Source organism: Gracilibacillus alcaliphilus (assembly GCF_016909015.1).
In the GTDB taxonomy this organism is placed as follows: Bacteria; Bacillota; Bacilli; order Bacillales; family Amphibacillaceae; genus Gracilibacillus; species Gracilibacillus alcaliphilus.
On record NZ_JAFBFA010000055.1, the window covers coordinates 1 to 18545 of the forward strand.

General features: G+C 40.5%; 16 protein-coding genes and 2 pseudogenes. 4 read left to right on the plus strand and 14 right to left on the minus strand.

The genetic code is table 11. The features are described 5' to 3' along the window. Positions 1–31: 31 nt before the first annotated feature. The 7 genes and pseudogenes from JOD18_RS23085 to JOD18_RS23115 all read right to left on the minus strand — a co-directional run. On the minus strand, positions 32–307 hold the full coding sequence (locus JOD18_RS23085) for a hypothetical protein (RefSeq protein WP_204671731.1): 276 nt from the start codon (positions 305–307) through the stop codon (positions 32–34). Positions 308–370: 63 nt separating this feature from the next. Further along, positions 371–1282: a UDP-N-acetylmuramate dehydrogenase gene (murB, locus tag JOD18_RS23090; RefSeq protein ID WP_204671734.1), complete on the minus strand. Its 912-nt coding sequence runs from the start codon at positions 1280–1282 to the stop codon at positions 371–373. A 364-nt stretch (positions 1283–1646) separates the two neighbouring features. After that, entirely contained in the window at positions 1647–2582 is a 936-nt protein-coding gene (gene argF, locus JOD18_RS23095; RefSeq protein WP_204671736.1) for an ornithine carbamoyltransferase, read from the minus strand. Next, positions 2579–5812, minus strand: a complete 3234-nt coding sequence (carB, locus tag JOD18_RS23100) for a carbamoyl-phosphate synthase (glutamine-hydrolyzing) large subunit (protein ID WP_204671737.1) — start codon at positions 5810–5812, stop codon at positions 2579–2581. The genes argF and carB overlap by 4 nt, the downstream gene beginning before the upstream one ends. Further along, positions 5805–6890, minus strand: a complete 1086-nt coding sequence (locus JOD18_RS23105; protein WP_204671738.1) for a carbamoyl phosphate synthase small subunit — start codon at positions 6888–6890, stop codon at positions 5805–5807. Before JOD18_RS23105 ends, carB begins: the two co-directional genes overlap by 8 nt. Before the next feature lie 472 nt (positions 6891–7362). Next, entirely contained in the window at positions 7363–7629 is a 267-nt protein-coding gene (locus JOD18_RS23110; RefSeq protein ID WP_204671739.1) for a hypothetical protein, read from the minus strand. Positions 7630–7778: 149 nt separating this feature from the next. Continuing rightward, positions 7779–8225: pseudogene (locus tag JOD18_RS23115) on the minus strand (class I SAM-dependent methyltransferase); the annotation flags it as partial. 434 nt (positions 8226–8659) lie between these two features. Here JOD18_RS23115 and JOD18_RS23120 point away from each other — a divergent pair. Further along, positions 8660–8806: a hypothetical protein gene (locus JOD18_RS23120; protein WP_204671741.1), complete on the plus strand. Its 147-nt coding sequence runs from the start codon at positions 8660–8662 to the stop codon at positions 8804–8806. A gap of 758 nt (positions 8807–9564) precedes the next feature. Here JOD18_RS23120 and argH read toward each other — a convergent pair. Next, a complete protein-coding gene (gene argH / locus JOD18_RS23125) occupies positions 9565–10992 on the minus strand; it encodes an argininosuccinate lyase (RefSeq protein ID WP_204671742.1) in 1428 nt (475 codons plus the stop codon). After that, entirely contained in the window at positions 10989–12248 is a 1260-nt protein-coding gene (locus JOD18_RS23130) for an argininosuccinate synthase (RefSeq protein ID WP_204671743.1), read from the minus strand. The genes argH and JOD18_RS23130 overlap by 4 nt, the downstream gene beginning before the upstream one ends. A gap of 268 nt (positions 12249–12516) precedes the next feature. Here JOD18_RS23130 and JOD18_RS23135 point away from each other — a divergent pair, with 268 nt between their 5' ends. From JOD18_RS23135 to JOD18_RS23150, 3 genes and pseudogenes are all read left to right on the plus strand, one after another. After that, positions 12517–13434, plus strand: coding sequence for a DUF4349 domain-containing protein (locus JOD18_RS23135; protein ID WP_204671745.1), 918 nt, complete (start codon positions 12517–12519; stop codon positions 13432–13434). A gap of 230 nt (positions 13435–13664) precedes the next feature. Next, positions 13665–14516, plus strand: a pseudogene (locus JOD18_RS24485) (Hsp33 family molecular chaperone HslO). A 15-nt stretch (positions 14517–14531) separates the two neighbouring features. Then, positions 14532–15251 carry a MerR family transcriptional regulator gene (locus JOD18_RS23150; protein ID WP_204671756.1) on the plus strand — a complete coding sequence of 240 codons (720 nt, stop codon included), beginning with the start codon at positions 14532–14534 and terminating at the stop codon, positions 15249–15251. Positions 15252–15303: 52 nt separating this feature from the next. Here JOD18_RS23150 and JOD18_RS23155 read toward each other — a convergent pair whose 3' ends face one another. From JOD18_RS23155 to JOD18_RS23175, 5 genes are all read right to left on the minus strand, one after another. Further along, positions 15304–15501 (minus strand): hypothetical protein, encoded by a 198-nt coding sequence (locus tag JOD18_RS23155; RefSeq protein ID WP_204671757.1) that lies wholly within the window; start codon positions 15499–15501, stop codon positions 15304–15306. A 215-nt stretch (positions 15502–15716) separates the two neighbouring features. Continuing rightward, on the minus strand, positions 15717–16139 hold the full coding sequence (locus JOD18_RS23160) for a DUF4064 domain-containing protein (protein ID WP_204671759.1): 423 nt from the start codon (positions 16137–16139) through the stop codon (positions 15717–15719). 163 nt (positions 16140–16302) lie between these two features. After that, positions 16303–17106, minus strand: a complete 804-nt coding sequence (thiD, locus tag JOD18_RS23165; RefSeq protein ID WP_204671760.1) for a bifunctional hydroxymethylpyrimidine kinase/phosphomethylpyrimidine kinase — start codon at positions 17104–17106, stop codon at positions 16303–16305. Positions 17107–17122: 16 nt separating this feature from the next. Continuing rightward, complete coding sequence (locus JOD18_RS23170; protein WP_204671761.1) at positions 17123–17599, minus strand: DUF456 domain-containing protein; 477 nt, start codon at positions 17597–17599, stop codon at positions 17123–17125. Positions 17600–17725: 126 nt separating this feature from the next. After that, positions 17726–18250, minus strand: a complete 525-nt coding sequence (locus tag JOD18_RS23175; protein ID WP_204671762.1) for a DJ-1/PfpI/YhbO family deglycase/protease — start codon at positions 18248–18250, stop codon at positions 17726–17728. Between the last annotated feature and the right edge of the window lie 295 nt (positions 18251–18545).

An 18545-nucleotide genomic window follows, 5' to 3' on the forward strand; every position in this document is an offset into this window, starting at 1 on the left:
CAAGGATGGCGGATAAACGGCATAGGTATCCTCATGGCAAGAAAGAAAAATTGACGGACAAATAGGATTGTCTACTTGACAGATGCACGCACACCGAAATGACAGACAACTTTTCGGCCTCCCTCGCTTTTTTGTCCGTCATATCCAAAATGACGGACAACTTTTCGGCCTTCCTCGCTTTTTTGTCCGTCATATCCAAAATGACGGACAACTTTTCGGCCTCCCGCGCTTTTTTGTCCGTCATACCCGAAATGACAGACAACTTTTCGGCCTCCCTCGCTCTTTTGTCCATCAAGTCAACGCTCATTTCGTCCGCTCCCCACCCAAAAACCCGCAAGCTTCTTGTATCTTGCGGGTTGACAATCTGGTTCTAATCTTCACCTAGAATGCGAACTTCTCGTTCTAGTTCTACATCAAAGCGAGCCTTGACTTCACGTTGGACCATTTCGATAACGGCGATATATTCCGTAGCGGTGGCATTATGTTTGTTGACGATAAAGCCGGCGTGCTTGGTGGATACTTCTGCACCGCCTACCCCTTTGCCTTGCAGGTCGCAATCTTGAATTAGTTTCCCAGCGAAGTAACCTGGTGGGCGCTTGAATACACTTCCACATGAAGGGTACTCCAATGGTTGTTTAGATTCTCGCTTGTAGGTTAAGTCATCGATAACTGCTTTGATCTCCTCATATTTTCCTGGTTCCAAATTAAATGTTGCTTCTAAGACAATATAATTTTTTGTTGGAATATTGCTGGTACGGTATGCCAGACCAAAGGATTCTGCTGGTAAACGATAGATATCTCCCTCTTGATCGACAATCAGAGCACTTTCTAAGCAATCCTTTATCTCTCCGCCGTAAGCGCCGGCATTCATATATAAAGCACCGCCTACTGTACCTGGGATACCACAGGCAAATTCCAAGCCAGTTAAACTTTCTTGTAATGAAAAAAGGGAGGCATCAATGATACGGGCACCGCTGCCTGCTATCACTTTGTTACCTTCTCGATAAATATCTGTTAATTGCTTCAAGCTTAAAACAATTCCACGGATACCGCCATCACGGACAATCACATTGGAGCCATTTCCCAATAAAGTAAATGGGATCTCGGTTTGATTGGCATAACGAATAACCGCCTGTACTTCTTCTACAGTCGATGGTGTCACAAAGAAGTCTGCCTTCCCACCTAACTTCGTATACGTATGATTCTTTAATGGTTCATCTATTAAAAAATGTCCTTCTAGCAATATTTGTTCTAATTCCTTTATTATAAATTGTTTATCCAATCTAATCCATCCTTTAAATTTCTCTACAAAGTGAAACTTCCACTAAAAACCCAAACATCAGAAATTTCTCTTTCACTGATGTAGCAGTGTATATTGTCCGAATTTTGTCAGCGGTCTTTTTTATTCCCATATTTAAAAATCCAGCCAACTTACTACATTATACGATATCTATGCGACAATCATGCTTTATTTCACCACAATTATCCTATATTATAGCAAGAATCAATTATGAACTGCAAATTTAACTACGGTGAGGCTTATCGTTGTGTTAAAAGCTTCGCTTGGCTTTTTTTCTATATGTCGGTTCAAACCGCAGTTGTCTCATTTCTTATCACGTAAAAAAAAGCTAGACCTTCAAAGAGATCTAGCTCATTAATGCAACCATCAATGCCTTTTGGGCATGTAATCTGTTCTCTGCTTCTTGGAAAACAACGGATTGCGGACCATCAATAATATCGGCCGTTACTTCTTCACCACGATGTGCTGGCAGACAGTGCATAAAAATAGCATCTGGCTTGGCATGGGCAAACAATTCACCATTGACTTGATAATAGGCAAATGCTTTTTCCCGCTCTTTTTGCTCTTCTTCTTGCCCCATACTTGCCCAAACATCAGCATAAATGACATCGGCATCCTTTACTGCTTCCACCGCATCTTCTGTGACTAATACTTCCGTCCCATTTGCAAATGAACTGGCTAATTCGGTAATTTCTGCTTTTGGCTGATAGTCTTTAGGCGCTGCAATTGCCACGTCTAGGCCCATTTTGGCACTGCCGATCATCAAAGAATGAGCCATATTGTTACCATCCCCAATATAGGCCAGTTTTAGTCCTTCTAATGAGCCTTTTACTTCTTGAATTGTCTGTAAATCGGCCAACACTTGACACGGGTGAAAGTCATCGGTTAATCCATTAATAACTGGGATCGAGGCATTTTCCGCCAATTCTTCCACATCCTTTTGGGCAAACGTCCGAATCATAATTCCATCTAAATAACCGGACAACACCTTAGCTGTATCGGAAATCGGCTCGCCTCTGCCTAGCTGGATATCATTAGAGCTAAGGAAAAGCCCCATTCCGCCTAACTGGTAGATCCCTGTTTCAAAAGACACTCTCGTTCGTGTCGATGACTTCTCGAAGATCATTCCTAATGTTTTTCCCTGTAATGGCTGATAAGGGATGCCTTTTTTCTGTTTATCTTTTATTTGTGCTGCTAATTCTAATATATAAGCAATTTCAGCCTTGGAATAATCCGCTAATGTCAGCAGGTCTCTTCCTTTTAGTTGTTCTTTAAAACTCATGACGTCATACACTCCTTCTTATTTAGATCTGGTTGACTGCGACGATATTGCTGAATCGAAATAGGTGCTTCTAGTATTGCTTTTGTTGCTGTGATATAAGCGGTTAATGTGTCATTGGCCGTAAAATGTAAGGTATCTGAACGTAAGGCTGCTTCGCGTAATAGGGCATGTGCATCCCGCTCGCCATTTCGGTACGTATCGACAATCAACTGATATTTTTCTTCCAGACAGGCTTGCTCTGCTTCTGTCAGTGCAACGACTTTCGCCGCTACCCCTTTTTCTTTCAATAATTCAGCTGTTGTTTGATCTGCCTCTATCGATACTGACAAAGATTGCAGTTGTACTGCTAGTTGGTCATCTACTTTTTCTAAAGATAGATAGATCACATCATTCGCAGAAAGTGATTGTAAACTATCTTCCTTCCAACCGAATGCCTTTGCCATTGCTTGCTCCACGGTAGAACCGAGGCCAATTGCTTCTCCTGTTGATTTCATTTCCGGCCCTAGAATAGGATCAACACCTGGCAGTTTATTGGTAGAGAAAACAGGCATTTTCACCGCATAAAAAGGTACTTCTTGATGTAAACCAAGCTGCCACTCTTGATCTGCTAAAGCTTCTCCCATTTGTACTCGAGTAGCAAGGTCGATCATCGGTACGCCGGTGACCTTGCTCGAAATCGGAACGGTACGAGAGGCTCGGGGATTAACTTCCAGCACATAAATTGTTTCGCGATCGGCGCTTAAGACAAACTGGATATTCATAATTCCTTTTATGTTTAATTCTTTGGCTATATGTTTGGTATATTGTTCAATCGTCTGTTTATGTTTCTCTGTTAAGCTTGGTGCTGGAAAAATAGCAATACTGTCGCCAGAATGTACGCCTGCCTTTTCAACATGTTCATATATACCAGGGATTAAGACATCTCCCCCGTCACAAACGGCGTCGATTTCCACCTCATATCCTTCCAAATAATGATCAATCAGTAGTGGAAAAATACGATCCCCATGAGCATTGGCTTGTAATGTTGATAAATATTCTGTTAATTGTTCTTCATGATGTAAAATCACCATCCCTTGACCGCCAATTACATAAGACGGACGCAAAAGAATCGGATAACCGATCTTCTCAGCTACATCCTTCGCCTCTGCGACTGCCATAACAGTGTCTCCAGGGATATGAGGAATGTTTAATTTCTGTAATAACTGATAAAACAAGTCACGATCTTCGACTGCTTCGATTGCTTTTAATTCGGTGCCGGCAATCTTCACACCTGCCTGTTGCAAACCTTCTGCCAGATTAATAGCAGTCTGTCCGCCGAACTGAACCAATACCTCTTCTGCTTGTTCTTTGTTGACAACATGCAGAACATCTTCTGTCGTTAACGGTTCAAAATAAAGATGATCGGCCGTATTAAAATCGGTGCTGACTGTTTCCGGGTTATTGTTAATCACGACAGCGTCAATTCCTTGATCTTGTAATGATTTCGCTGCATGTACCGAGCAATAATCAAATTCTACGCCTTGTCCAATTCGGATAGGGCCAGAGCCAAGTACGACTATTCTTTTTTCTCCTTCTAACGGTGCTACCTCATCATATTCGTTCCAAGTACTATAAAAATATGGTGTTTCTGCCGAGAATTCAGCGGCACAAGTATCTACCATTTTATAGGATGGTGCCAGCTGCTCTGCCTTGATTTTTTGCTGTAGCTGCTGCATATCGACTTGCAACAGCTTTGCCAAAGTGATATCCGACATACCAAATGCCTTGGCTGCTTTAACATCTTGAACTGTCACATTCTGCCATTGTTTCTGTTTGATTACATTTTCCTGTTTAATCATCTCCGCTAGTTCATGCAGAAAATAGTTATTAATCAGGGTGATTTCATGGATTTGTTCTACGGTCATTCCTCTGCGCAAGGCCTCCGCTACTATAAATAAGCGTTGATCTGTTGCTTGATCTAATGCCTGCACTAATGCTTGATCAGATAATTTCTCGGTACCAGGCAAGTGCAAGGAATCCAAACCAATTTCTAAGGAGCGAATTGCCTTATGAATGGCCATTGGGAAATTACGGGCTAAGGCCATTACTTCTCCTGTTGCCTTCATTTGTGTACCTAGCAGCCGGTCAGCCTGTGTAAATTTATCAAAAGGCCAGCGCGGAATCTTAGCGGCAATATAGTCAATAGCTGGTTCAAAGCTGGCATACGTATCACCTGTTATTGGATTAATTACCTCATCAAGATGATATCCTAGTGCCACTTTGGCAGCAATTCGGGCGATTGGATAACCGGTCGCTTTTGAAGCCAAGGCACTGGAACGACTCACTCGCGGATTAACTTCGATAATAATATAGTCATCATTCTCCGGATTCAAAGCAAATTGAATATTACAGCCGCCTATAACCCCCAGCTCTTGGATTACCTTCAAGGATGACGTTCTCAGCATTTGATACTGACGGTCAGTCAAAGTCTGGGAAGGTGCGACCACAATACTATCTCCTGTATGAACCCCAACCGGATCAAAATTCTCCATATTACAGACAATGATGCACGTATCATTATCATCACGCATTACTTCATATTCAATTTCCTTCCATCCCTTTACACTTTGTTCGATTAAAACTTGATTAATCGGACTGTAATGCAAACCGTTTTTCACAATTGTCCGTAATTCAGCCTCGTGATTGGCAATTCCACCTCCTGCTCCGCCAAGCGTATAGGCAGGACGAACAATAATCGGATAACCAATTTGATTAGCAAAGGCGACCGCCTCCTCCATCGAAGAAGTAGATAGACTTTCGGCAATTGGTTCCTTAATAGCCTTCATCATTGATTTAAAAATTTCCCTGTCTTCTCCTTTTTGGATCGTCTCTAAAGGTGTCCCCAATAAGGTCACTTGGTATTTCTCTAACACCTCAGCCTCTCCAAGTAAAACCGCCATATTCAATCCTGTTTGGCCTCCCAATGTGGGCAAGATGCCATCAGGACGCTCTTTATCAATAATTTTTGTAATTGACTCACATGTAAGTGGTTCTAAATACACCTTGTCGGCAATATTTTCATCAGTCATAATCGTTGCTGGATTATTGTTAACGAGAATGACCTCGACACCTTCTTCTTTGAGTGCCAAACACGCCTGGGTGCCAGCATAATCAAATTCAGCCGCCTGCCCGATCACAATCGGGCCGGAACCAATGACAAGTACTTTCTTCATGTCTTCCATCTTAGGCATGTTGTTTCGCTCCCTTAGTAATATACTGCTCAATAAAATCTACAAATAGATGATGGGTATCAATTGGGCCAGGATGTGCCTCTGGATGAAATTGGACACTCATCAGTGGTTTTGTTTTATGTTTAATGCCTTCTACCGATTTATCATTTACATTGATATGAGTTACTTCCCAATCGTTACTATTAACAGAATCATAATCCACGACATAGCCATGGTTCTGTGAAGTCATCATCACTTTACCAGTTTGCAAGTCTTTCACAGGATGATTGCTTCCTCGGTGTCCATATGGCAATCGCTTAGTAGTTGCTCCATGCGCTAAGGCAAGCAGTTGATGCCCCAAGCAAATCCCCATGGTCGGAAAGCTTTCCGAAATTTGTTTAATGGAAAGAGATAAATGAGCCAATGATTTCGGGTCCCCAGGGCCATTTGACAATAGAACGCCATCTGGATCCAGTGATTGAACCTCAATAAATGATGTATTATATGGTACAACAGTCACATCACAACCAAGTTTGACAAGAGAATGAGTTATCGAATGTTTATAGCCAAAATCAATAACTACTACATGTGGTGCATCTGGCTGATTGGTTCGGTAGCTTACTTTATCCTGAACAGATACGGTTGCCACTATATCACGGTTCACACTAGTGTTGACTGGTTTATCAGCAGGATCAGACGTGATTTTGCCGTATACCTCGCCATGCTCACGAATAATTCGGGTTAATGCCCGTGTATCAATCTGTGATAAAGCTGGAATCTGATATTCTTCCAGCATGTCTATCAATGTATGGGTTGATTCATAATGTTCTGGATGTTGACTAATCGTTGAAACAAGGAATCCCTTCAAGGATGGCTTCACACTTTCATAATCGATTTCATTCCAGCCATAGTTACCAATCAAAGGATAGGTCATCGTTACGATTTGTCCTGCATAAGAAGGATCTGTCATGACTTCTTGGTATCCTGTCATCGCTGTATTAAACACCAATTCACCTTCTGTTTGTTTAGGTGACCCAATCCACTTGCCTTCTAATACATCGCCTGTATGTAAAACAAGATATCCTGTTAATTCCTTCATGATCTGGTTCCTCCAATACCTCGCAAATTTTCTTTCTTTGTATATTTATAATTATACTATATAATTTATATTTATGCATTTATTTTTTAAAATATCTTGCTAACTTTTTTAGAAATTGTTTATGATACAAGCTTTTGTGGTATATATTGTATAGAATAAAGTTCCTATCAACATTATCTTAACAATGGATTAGCGTCCATTATCCTCTGCTTTTATCAACCCATAAACTTGCTCGCCGAACGCCTATTGGAATAAACATATCCATTGGAAGTTTTATGAATACTCATTAATTGGAGATATTATAAAAAGGAGTGATGGAGATGCCAATAAAAAAGGTACTGCTGATCAATGCAGGTATTTTAGCAGTTCTTATTGTCATTCTGGTCATCTTTTTTTTCCTCTAACCATTCCTCTTTTCAAAGCACTAATAGTTGTAAACCATACTATTCTTTCATCAAATAAATATCTTCTATCATTTTTTTGACACTGCTTTTACCATGAGGAAATGAGGATTGGTCATCAAATAGTTATACGCATCTTCTTTCATTTCTTGCAACATCTGTTGCGGCTGGGGTTCCATTAGCTTATCGAGATAGAACCATCGCGTTGTGTCATTGACAATACGTTGCATGGGTCTTCGGTAAAAGCTGACATCAACGGTACTATTCGTTTTTTTCCAGGTTTCTGTAAGGAATTGTGTATGAAAATAACTCTCACAGTGGTGCTTGGTATAGTCCATAAAGTGAAACTTCCTTCAGTGGGGGTTTTCTTCCCCCACTGAAGGTTAGTTGAACCAATCGGGCCGTTACTGGCTGCTGGATCTCCCACTTAGGAATAACATGTTTCCTTCACTTTTTGAAGTGGGAGTCTTACAGCCAGTTACACTGCGATAAATGGATGATGAACAGAAAATAAAAAGACCCCGTCTGCTTTTAGAACTCGATTGAATTCTTGAAAGGTAGCATCCCAATCCCTTAGGTAGTGGAGTGTCAGAGAACTAACAATCACATCAAATGAATCATCGGCAAAGGGGAGTGATTCCGCCAGATCATGACAAAGGACAGTTGCCGCACCCTCTACGCGCTGAGCTGCTGCCTTTACCATTTTAGGGCTGACATCTATTTCTGTAACCTCTGCCCCGCGAAGCAATAATTGAGCAGCATACCAGCCTGCTGCACACCCAGCATCAAGCACTTTTTTTCCTTGTAATTCAGCGGGCAGTGCCGCCATCATTGCTGGTCGTTCGTAATAAGCATTGTAAGGACTGGCCTTATCCACGTCATTTTGATAGGTATCAGCTAATTTGTCAAAAAAATCTCGTGCAGCAGACTTCATTGTATTTCCTCCTTCATATATGCAACCTTTCATCAACGTTAAGCAACAGCTTGAAATAACCGTTAACATGTGTCATCCTAATAACTGGCTGCTGTGCTTATTTTTTATTATAGAAGTTGTTTATCCTGACAGACACGACTTCAGCAGAGCTAAAAGGTTGTATAGTTTTGCGTTACTCCGATATTTTTAAGCATAGCACATGCCTCGAAATCGCTATATATATTTCAGGCTATCAATAAATTATTTTCATGCAATCGAGTCACACTAATCGTAAATGGGCATAGCCTATATATCATGTGTTTGAGAAAGCAAGATTGATCCCCACTTCGACTTCTTTAGAACCCCTCCAAATCGGAAGTGGGGCTTACCTTGAAATAAAACGGCGTTTCCGGGAAAGATATTGTATAGGACTGTTTAGAAAGGAAGATATCTTGATGGATTTTATTACTATTTTAATCATAGCAGTTATCATCATCTTGCTGTTTCCACTTTTTATAAAAGGAATTGGCTGTCTGATTCGTTCCATTGTCGGGCTTATTTTAGCTGTTATTGTCTTTATCTTACTTACCAAACTGTTTTAAGCAGCATATTCCTCCCATAGAATAACATAAGAGCTATAAATGCAGTGTTTTCAAAACAACCTTGACATAGAGCCCACTTTAAACAGAAAGAGGCTGTTGCACAATGGGAATTACATGGTGCGACAGTTCCTCTTTTTAAGTGCATGACTTATTCTTTTCAAGTAGTTGAAAAGGGATGCCGGCAAGATATCTATTTCTGTTGACACCTATAGCTGCTCGATCTTTTTCAACCCCTAAGATGTGGGCTTTTGATCAAATACTGAGATTATCATCTTAGCTGTTTAACCTTTAAGGAGCTGGCTTTCGCTAAGATGCTGGGGTCTACTTAGTTGTTTAAGCCCCAAAGAGTTGGTTCTTATCTTATCTGTTTAAGCTCTAGAGAGTTGTCTTTTGTTAAGATGCCGGGGTATCTTATCTTTTCAAGCCCAAGGAGCCTTCTTTTAAACCAGACGCTAAAGCTATTCTTTTCATGCTGTGATTCTATCTATTGAAGCCGACTTAGAAAATTGAAAAAAGAATGTCTTCTGTAAAGGCTCTTTCCCATCACTAGCAATAATCAAAAGGAACCATCCCCACATATTAGAAAAACTTGGCTTATCGCCAAGTCTTTATGGCGAAAGCCTTCGTTTTACTTATACTATAATCCATAAATTTTTATACTCCCTTTCTTATAGTGCAAAAAAAACTGCCACAAAATGCAACATGTACATTTTGCAACAGCCCCTTATTTATCGCACTATCTAATTCGCTCTTAATGATTAACCTTTTTTTAATACATTGACCTTCTCGCCATATGTCTCCACCCATGATTTGGTGGCAGATAAGCGGGCTTCAGCACTCGTGATTTGATCTTCGACTCGATTCTTAGCTGTACCGCCGACAATATCACGTGCATTGACCACTGTTTCTGGTGCTAATACATGATAAATATCTTCCTCAATTAACTCAGAGAAGGATTGAAAATCTTCAAGGCTTAAATCTAATAGGTACTTATTGGCTTGGATACAATGTAAGACTACCTGTCCAACCACCGCATGCGCCTCGCGGAATGGAAGGTCTTTGTTCACCAAGTAATCGGCTAAGTCTGTTGCATTGGAGAAATCCTCTGCCACAGCGGCATACATATTCTCCTTCTTCACTTCCATCGTCTCCACCATTGGTGCAAAAAGGGCTAGTGCGCCTTTTAATGTTTCAAAGGTGTCAAACATGCCTTCTTTGTCTTCTTGCATATCCTTATTATACGCAATTGGCAGACCTTTCAATGTAGTAAGCATACCCATTAAGTTGCCATAAACACGGCCTGTCTTACCGCGAACTAATTCAGCCACATCCGGATTCTTCTTCTGCGGCATCATACTGCTTCCTGTACAGAAGGCGTCATCTAGTTCTATAAATTTGAATTCGGCACTTGACCATTGAACAAATTCCTCACTTAACCGAGATAAGTGCATAATCACCAAGGAGGCATTTGATAAGAATTCCACGACAAAGTCACGATCACTGACTGCATCCAAGCTATTCTCCACTACCCCGTCAAAATGGAGCTTGTCTGCTACATAATGACGATCAATTGGAAAAGTAGTTCCTGCTAATGCCCCAGCTCCCAGCGGAGAACGATTGACCCGCTTAAAACTGTCACATAAGCGCTCAATATCACGTTCAAACATGGATACATATGCCATCATATGATGGGCGAACAACACTGGCTGTGCTCTTTGTAAGTGCGTATAACCTGGTAAAATAGTATCAAGATTAGCATTTGCCTGTTGTAATAATGCCTGCTGTAAAGCTGCTAATAAATCAACAAGTGTTACCAAGGAGTCACGCAGATACAGACGCATATCTAATGCAACCTGGTCATTACGGCTTCTTCCAGTGTGTAATTTACCACCAACGGCACCCACTTCATCAATAAGAAGCTTCTCCACATTCATATGAATATCTTCATTGGCTTCTGTCAGCTCTGCTTCTCCTGCCTCAATCTTCTTGGCTACGATCTCTAAGCCTTGCTTGATCGTTTCCGCGTCTTCCTGCGGAATAATCTCGCATTTAGCTAGCATCTCCACATGTGCCAAGCTCCCTTGAATATCATACTGTGCTAATTTTTGATCAAAACTGATCGATGCTGTATATTCATCTACTAGTTCATTTGTTGGTTTTGTAAAACGTCCGCCCCATAATTTCATTGCTTCACTGATTCCTTCATATCAATTTTTGTTTTTTCCATAATTTTTGCCTTATCGGCATGTACATTATTAATGGTAGAATGTACTTTTGTCGGCAAGCCCCATAGCTTAATAAAACCAAGCGCTGCGTCATGATCAAATTGATCACCTTTGCTGTATGTTGCAAGCTCTAAATCGTATAATGAATTCTCTGATTTACGTCCGACAACAAATGCCTGACCTTTATAAAGCTGTACCTTAGCTACACCATTGACATATTTCTGTGTTTCTTCAATAAATGCCTTTAAAGCATCTGTTAATTGTGTAAACCACAAGCCATCATAAATTGCTTGTTCTAATTGCTGTTCTACCACAGGCTTGAATTTTGTTACCTCTCTTGGAAGTGTAAGAGATTCAATTTCCTGGTGTGCTTTAATCAATGTAATCGCTGCTGGCGCTTCATAAATCTCCCGTGATTTAATCCCTACTAAACGGTTTTCCACGTGGTCAATTCTGCCAACCCCATGTTTTCCAGCGATATCATTTAATTTCAAGATTAGTTCATGTAACGGGTATTCTTCCCCATTTAGTGCCACCGGCTTGCCTTGTTTAAACTCGATCTCTATGATCTCTGGCTCATCAGGTGCTTCTAATGGTGATGCTGTTAATTCAAACGCATCTTCTGGTGCTTCTGCCCATGGATCTTCCAGTACACCACATTCGTTAGCACGTCCCCAAAGATTTTGATCCACACTATATGGGCTATCTAAATCAATTGGAATGGGAATACCGTGTTCTTTTGCATAACTAATCTCTTCGTCTCTTGTCATCTTCCATTCCCGTACAGGTGCGACAATCTTCAGTTCTGGATTTAGTGATGTAAAGGCTACATCAAAACGCACTTGGTCATTTCCTTTTCCAGTACATCCGTGTGCCACGGCTACTGCGCCCTCTTTTTCTGCAATATCAACCAATACCTTGGCGATCAATGGACGTGACAGTGCAGATACTAAAGGATATTTATTTTCATACATTACATTTGCTTTTAAGGCAGGCAAAACAAAATCTTCTGCAAACAGCTGCTTGGCATCTACAGAATAGGATTTAATCGCTCCTACATCAATGGCCTTATTCTTAACAAATTCTAAATCCTTGCCTTCGCCAACATCTAAACCAACTGCAATCACATCATAATTATATTTATCCTGCAACCACTTAATTGCAACCGATGTGTCAAGTCCCCCAGAATACGCTAATACTATTTTTTCTTTACTCATATCTTAATCTCTCCTTAATATAAATCAGTAGGTCGTTGTAGTAAGTATGTATTATTATGCACTATTTAGTATATTAATTCAAGTGTTATCACAAATATTTTTAATTTTTTTCTGTAGATGTCTTAAATATTACTACTTTTTCAACAAGTTTTCTAGTGTCAGCTATTTTATACAAAATGATGAATAAAAATAAACCCACTGAATGATTGTAACATTTTTCTCAGAAAGGCGTCTAATTCGTAAATAGAAACCCTAAGGAGGTACATATATGAAAAAAATTACTTACCTGCTATTAGTACTGATATTCTGGGTTAGCGCTTGTTCCCATTCAGATCAAGCCGAGCCAGACAAAGCCGTTGAGTCTGCTGACACAGCTTTTGACAGTGGCTCGGCGTCCTCCGAAATGGAGGCCGTTTCCGAGGCAGAAATAGCTGTACAAGATGATCAGACAGAACCGGAAGAACCAACAGAAGGACCAATAGATGCGCTCACCGAGAGAAAAATTATCTATAATGGAAACCTGCGACTCGAAACGAATCAATTTGATGAGACGATGACCTTTTTAGAAGAAGAAACTAAAAAATATCAAGGCTATATCGTTCATTCTACTGTCTCTAATTATGCTGATCAGTCGCTTCGTTATGCTGATCTCACAGTTCGTATTCCAGCAGAAGATTTTGAAACATTTATGGGTGCAGTCGAGGCAGGAAATATTCATATATTGGAGAAGTCAACAGATGGACAGGATGTAACCGAACACTATGTAGATTTGAAGGCACGTCTTGCTTCTAAAGAAGTAGTCGAAGACCGGCTACTGATCTTTATGGAGGAGGCAGAAAAAACGGAAGATTTATTAACCATTTCCAATGATTTAGCCGCTGTACAGGAAGAAATCGAACAGTTAAAGGGACAAATTCAGTACTTAGACAACCAATCTGATTTTGCCACCATCCAGATTTATTTGACAGAACGCGATGTCTCTTTACCTTCCGTTTCCGAAGAATCGCTGACTACCTGGGAAAAAACGAAAGAGCAATTTATCAACAGCTTGCAAACACTGCTTTCTTTTACTTCCGGCCTATTTATCTTTATTGTCGGCAACGCACCAATTATCGGTTTGATCATCATTGCCATCGGTATCATTTACTTCTTTATAAAAAGGACAAAAAAAAGAAAAACAGAATAAAGGCTTCTATTATATAGTGAAGAATTTTTCCCTTATTGATGACTAGCGGTGTTTTCAAAGTGGATTATTTTCGAATCCAGACTTGAACCTGACGTTACGTAATGATTTATGATATAGAAGACTTCTACAAATTAAGAAGGTTTCCAATGGCGGTCAGCAACATTTATCAGCGGGCAGCATACGTTATCACCGCTCTGACCATACATTACGTAACGAAAGGATATTCAATTATGAACAGTGAAATTATTAAAACATTACTTTTCGATAAACAGGTTCGGCTTTTTCTAACGGATAATACGGAGCTTGTAAGAAGCATTGTGAATACAAATACCAGGCAGCTAATTGCTAAACAGGCATTGGCAAAGGCTGTTTCAGGAATGAGCTTACTGTCAGCGAGCTTAAAAGACAATCAAAGGCTAAGCGCCATCTTTATGCTGCGCACCAATAAACTATTTGCCGATACCGACGCCCAAGGCAATGTTCGCGGATATATCAGCAAACGTTCCTCCTTCCACCCGGAAGTCACATCTTCCACCATCAAGGAATGGATTGGAAATCACGCCTCGATTCGGATGATAAAAGGCTTTGAGATGCAGCAATTTACTGGTATAACAGAGATGCCTTATAAAAATATCGATGATGATTTATCTTATTATTTCCGATAAAGTGAGCAAATCGAGACATGGATAAAAACAGAGGTAGCGATGGATGAGAAAGGCAACATTCTTCACAGCTACGGAATCTATGCACAACCTCTTCCACAGGCTCCAACCGAATATATACATGTGCTTCAGCAGCAGGAAGAGGCTCTTATCGCTATCTGCCGGAAACTGAATCAAAGCAATGATGAACAAGTCGAAACAGCGCTAACCAAATATTTTCACCCCGCACATCTGATTGGCAAACAGCCTGTGCAGTTTCACTGCGGTTGTTCAAAAGAAATGTTTTACGGTGTATTATATGCCATGAATCAGCAGGAGCTAGCCCAGTATGTAACAGACCAGCGCTCCATCGAAGCTAACTGTCATATCTGCGGGAAGATATATAGCTTTTCTCCTGCAGAAATCAAAAAAGCACTATAAGAAAGGAGCGGACTTATGCCGACTAATTGGAAAATTGGCGAATTGGCCAAATTAACTGGCTTATCCATTCGCACACTAAGATATTATGACCAAATTGGCTTGTTCTCCCCATCGGAATATACAGCATCTGGTCACCGCCGTTACACAGATCAGGATTTGCAGCGGCTTCAGCAAATTCTTGCCTTTAAGCAAATGGGATTCTCATTAGAAGATATTCAGCAGGCATTAAAGAAAGAAGGCAGGGTTATCGTTAAGAGTATTGATCAACAGATAGAGCATATCAGTGAAGAAATTCTGGTACAACAAACATTATTAGACCAGCTAAAAAGAATACGGGAGGCATTATCACAAAAAGAAAATATTGCGATAGAGGAATTAACCTATTTATTTGAACTGATGCGGGTGGACCGCTCCAAATATTTTACCAAGACACAATTAGATCAGATAACAGAAGCTTTCGCCGCTAACGAAACAGAGAAACACAACGCAAACATGTTTAAAATGTTATTAGATCAACTTCGTGCCAAAAAAGAAGCAGGCATTCCCGTAAATGACCAATCTGTCAAAGAATTAGCAGTACAATGGCGGGCATTAACGGCTTCCTTTTCACAAGCGGACAGCGATTTAACCAGAAATGCCGAGACATTTTATGCAGACCATCCTCACCTCGCCTTACACTATGGTCTAGACGCTGATTTATATAGTTATCTGAAGGCGGCCCTTGCCAATAAATAAAGTGCTAACAGTACGCCCAATCTACATGGACGTACTGTTAGCACGATACGGATTACTGTCTGGTTTCGATCCGCGCACAAGCCCCAGCACGCCAGCAGATATAAAGAATACCACCTGCACTGGCGACACCATATGTCATGAAGCTACTTATTACGGCAAAAACCAATAATATAATACTTGCTGCGGTCGGCTGTTTTTTTCCTTTAAATAAAACGCAGGCGAGCACACATACGACAACCGCGATAATCATAATTCCAAACCCTATCGTCAATACTTCGCCTAATCCAGCGAAGCTATTGGATTCTTCATATGAAGACTATATATGCAAGCGCACCAATTATCGTTATTGCCACTTCTATTTTCCTATGCACGCTGTCATCCCCTTTTTGAGACAGACTCACATCATTGGATCGCTTGAATATCAAACGTGCAGATGTCTTTTATACATCTGCACGTTTGTGTCTTTTAGTATTGTTCCACAGTGTCCTCTGGTTTTTTCCTGCGCACTAAGCCCATAATTCCTGCAATGACATAGAAAATACTCGCAAAGATGGCACCGCCGAATGTAATAATGGTAGTAACGACACCGACAACAAGCAAGATAATACTTGCAACAATTGGCTGCTTATTTCCTCTAAATAGAATACAAGCTATAATACCGGCTATAATGGAAATAACAGAACCAACAATTAAAAAAGTACCTGCTGAACCAATAAAATTCATCATTAAGTTAACATCTTCCGTAGCTAGGGACGGATCTTGTCTCGCTACTTCGTCTAAAAACTCTTGGTTGCCGTCTATTACTCTAAACAAAAAGCCAAATAATGCACCAAATCCATAGACCACGGCACCAATAATAGTTAAAACCACTTCTACTGTTCTTTTCATCTTTGTCTACTTCCTTTCTGTTTTTATAAAATGTATGTAAGAATCTCATCCTTTTATGATGAAAAACATAGATATTTTATATTATCACATATATTGGTATTTGTCTCTAATTTCTGAGGGGTCAGTTATACCAACTTTATACGTTTCATAGATAAGATGCGTTTCATTTTTCTTCAATATTTTTTTGACGCAGTGCGCCATGCCTGACTGAACCTATGCCACGGTTAAAAAAAAGGGCATGTTTAATGGCTGCATGAACGAACTGTTTACTTTTTTGGATGGCTTTATGAATGGGCACTCCTTTCGCCAATTCTGCCGTAAGACAGGCCGCATACGTACACCCCGCTCCACTCGTATGAATCGTATCAATTCCCTCTGTAGAGAATTTCTCGATGGACTTTCCATCGTAAAATAGATCAATGGCTGTTCCATCTACTATTCCAGCTTTCAGCAGCACCGATTGCGGCTGATAACGATATAAATCAATCGCTGCTTGTTCCAACGCCTCTAACTGATCCGGGATTTTTCGTCCTAATAATTGCTCTGCTTCTAATCGATTAGGAGTAATCACTGTGGCTTGAGGCAGGATTTGTTCTTTCATCACCTCAATCGCATCATCGGCCAATAACTGAGACCCCATCTTGCCAATCATCACGGGATCTACCACCAAAAAAGGCGGGTTTAATTCACGTAATAACCTACTCACTGTACCGATGATTTCTGCAGAGAAAAGCATTCCTAATTTGACTGCGTCTACCCCGACCATTTCAGTAGCGGCATAGAATTGCGCCTTTATTTCCTCAATAGGGTGAATAAATATGCCTTTTTCTGTATGGGAATTATTAGCTACTATCGCTGTAATCACGGACATCCCATATACATCTCGTTCTTGGAAGGTTTTTAAATCGGCTTGAATACCTGCACTCCCTTGAGCAGCGGCACCAGCAATCGTCAACACTCTCTTCATGTTCTACACCTCGAAGTTAAATAGCTATAAAGAACCAAATAATCATAATAATCTGAATCACAATCTTGGCAAAGTTACCGCTCAAGAAGCCCATTAAGGAGCCAAAGGTAGCCTTGAAAGCCTCCGCAAGGGTTCTCTGTTGAAATAATTCTGCAATTATGACCAAGATAAATGGAACAATAATAATCCCAAATGGAGGAATAATGAAAGAACCGACAATCACACCAACTGCCGCAATCCGCTCACCTGCTTTGCTCCCGCCAAATTTTTTGACAAAATAACTATTCGCTATGATATCAGACACAATCAATATAATTGTCAGAACCGCCATCGCAATCCAAAATATCGTTCCAATATTCTCTGCAGCCATGACGAATTGATAAATAAAGAACCCAACCCACAATGCCAACACAGATGGAATCATTGGAAATATAATACCCAAAAATGCCAATACAAAACAGACAATAATTAAAAGCCACCACACTATATCCATCTATCCCGCCCCATTCCCATTATTTTTCTGTTTTATTATACTCGATCAAGCCTTAAAGGCAAACCACAGCGAATTATTTCGAAAAAAAGACCTTACAGTAATCCTGTAAGACCTTTGTTCATTGGATTAATGATTAGCCAATACATCGGCATATGCCTTTGCATAAGGCGGTAAATCCGGCGGACGTCGACTGGAAATAATATGGCCATCGATTACCACTGCTTCATCTTTCCACAAGGCACCAGCATTTGTCATATCGTCTTTGATACCTGGTGTGCTAGTAACCTTAACCCCACTCAGGATGCCGGCAGAGACAAGTACCCAGCCTGCATGACAAATTTGTCCAATCGGCTTCTTTGCTTGGTGCATATGCTGCACCATTTTGATCACTTCTGGGTAACGTCTTAACTTGTCTGGAGCCCAACCCCCAGGTACAAGGATACCATCATATTCTTCTGCATTTACCTCTTGAAAAGCCAAATCAGATTGTGCCGGTACACCATATTTTCCTGTATACTTTTTCTTTGCCTCTTGCCCAACTAAATCCACTGCAGCCCCTTCCTCACGCAGGCGCATGACAGGATACCACAGTTCTAAATCTTCAAATTCTTCGTCAATTAATGCAATCACTTTTTTATCTTGTAAACGCACATCCATACCTCCTTTTACTTATTGTTTATTGTACCAGAGAAAAGGGATGGTAATCGAATAATAGCTATTATTACGAATAGGCTGGGATAGATATTCTTGAGACCGAAACATGAACAGAGAAAAGGAACTCCCTTTCTACTGATCATTCATTTTATGACGGACTTTTCAACAGCCTTCTCGCTTTTTCTGTCCGTCATTTTGGTGTGCGTGCATCTGTCAAGTAGACAATCCTATTTGTCCGTCAATTTTTCTTTCTTGCCATGAGGATACCTATGCCGTTTATCCGCCATCCTTG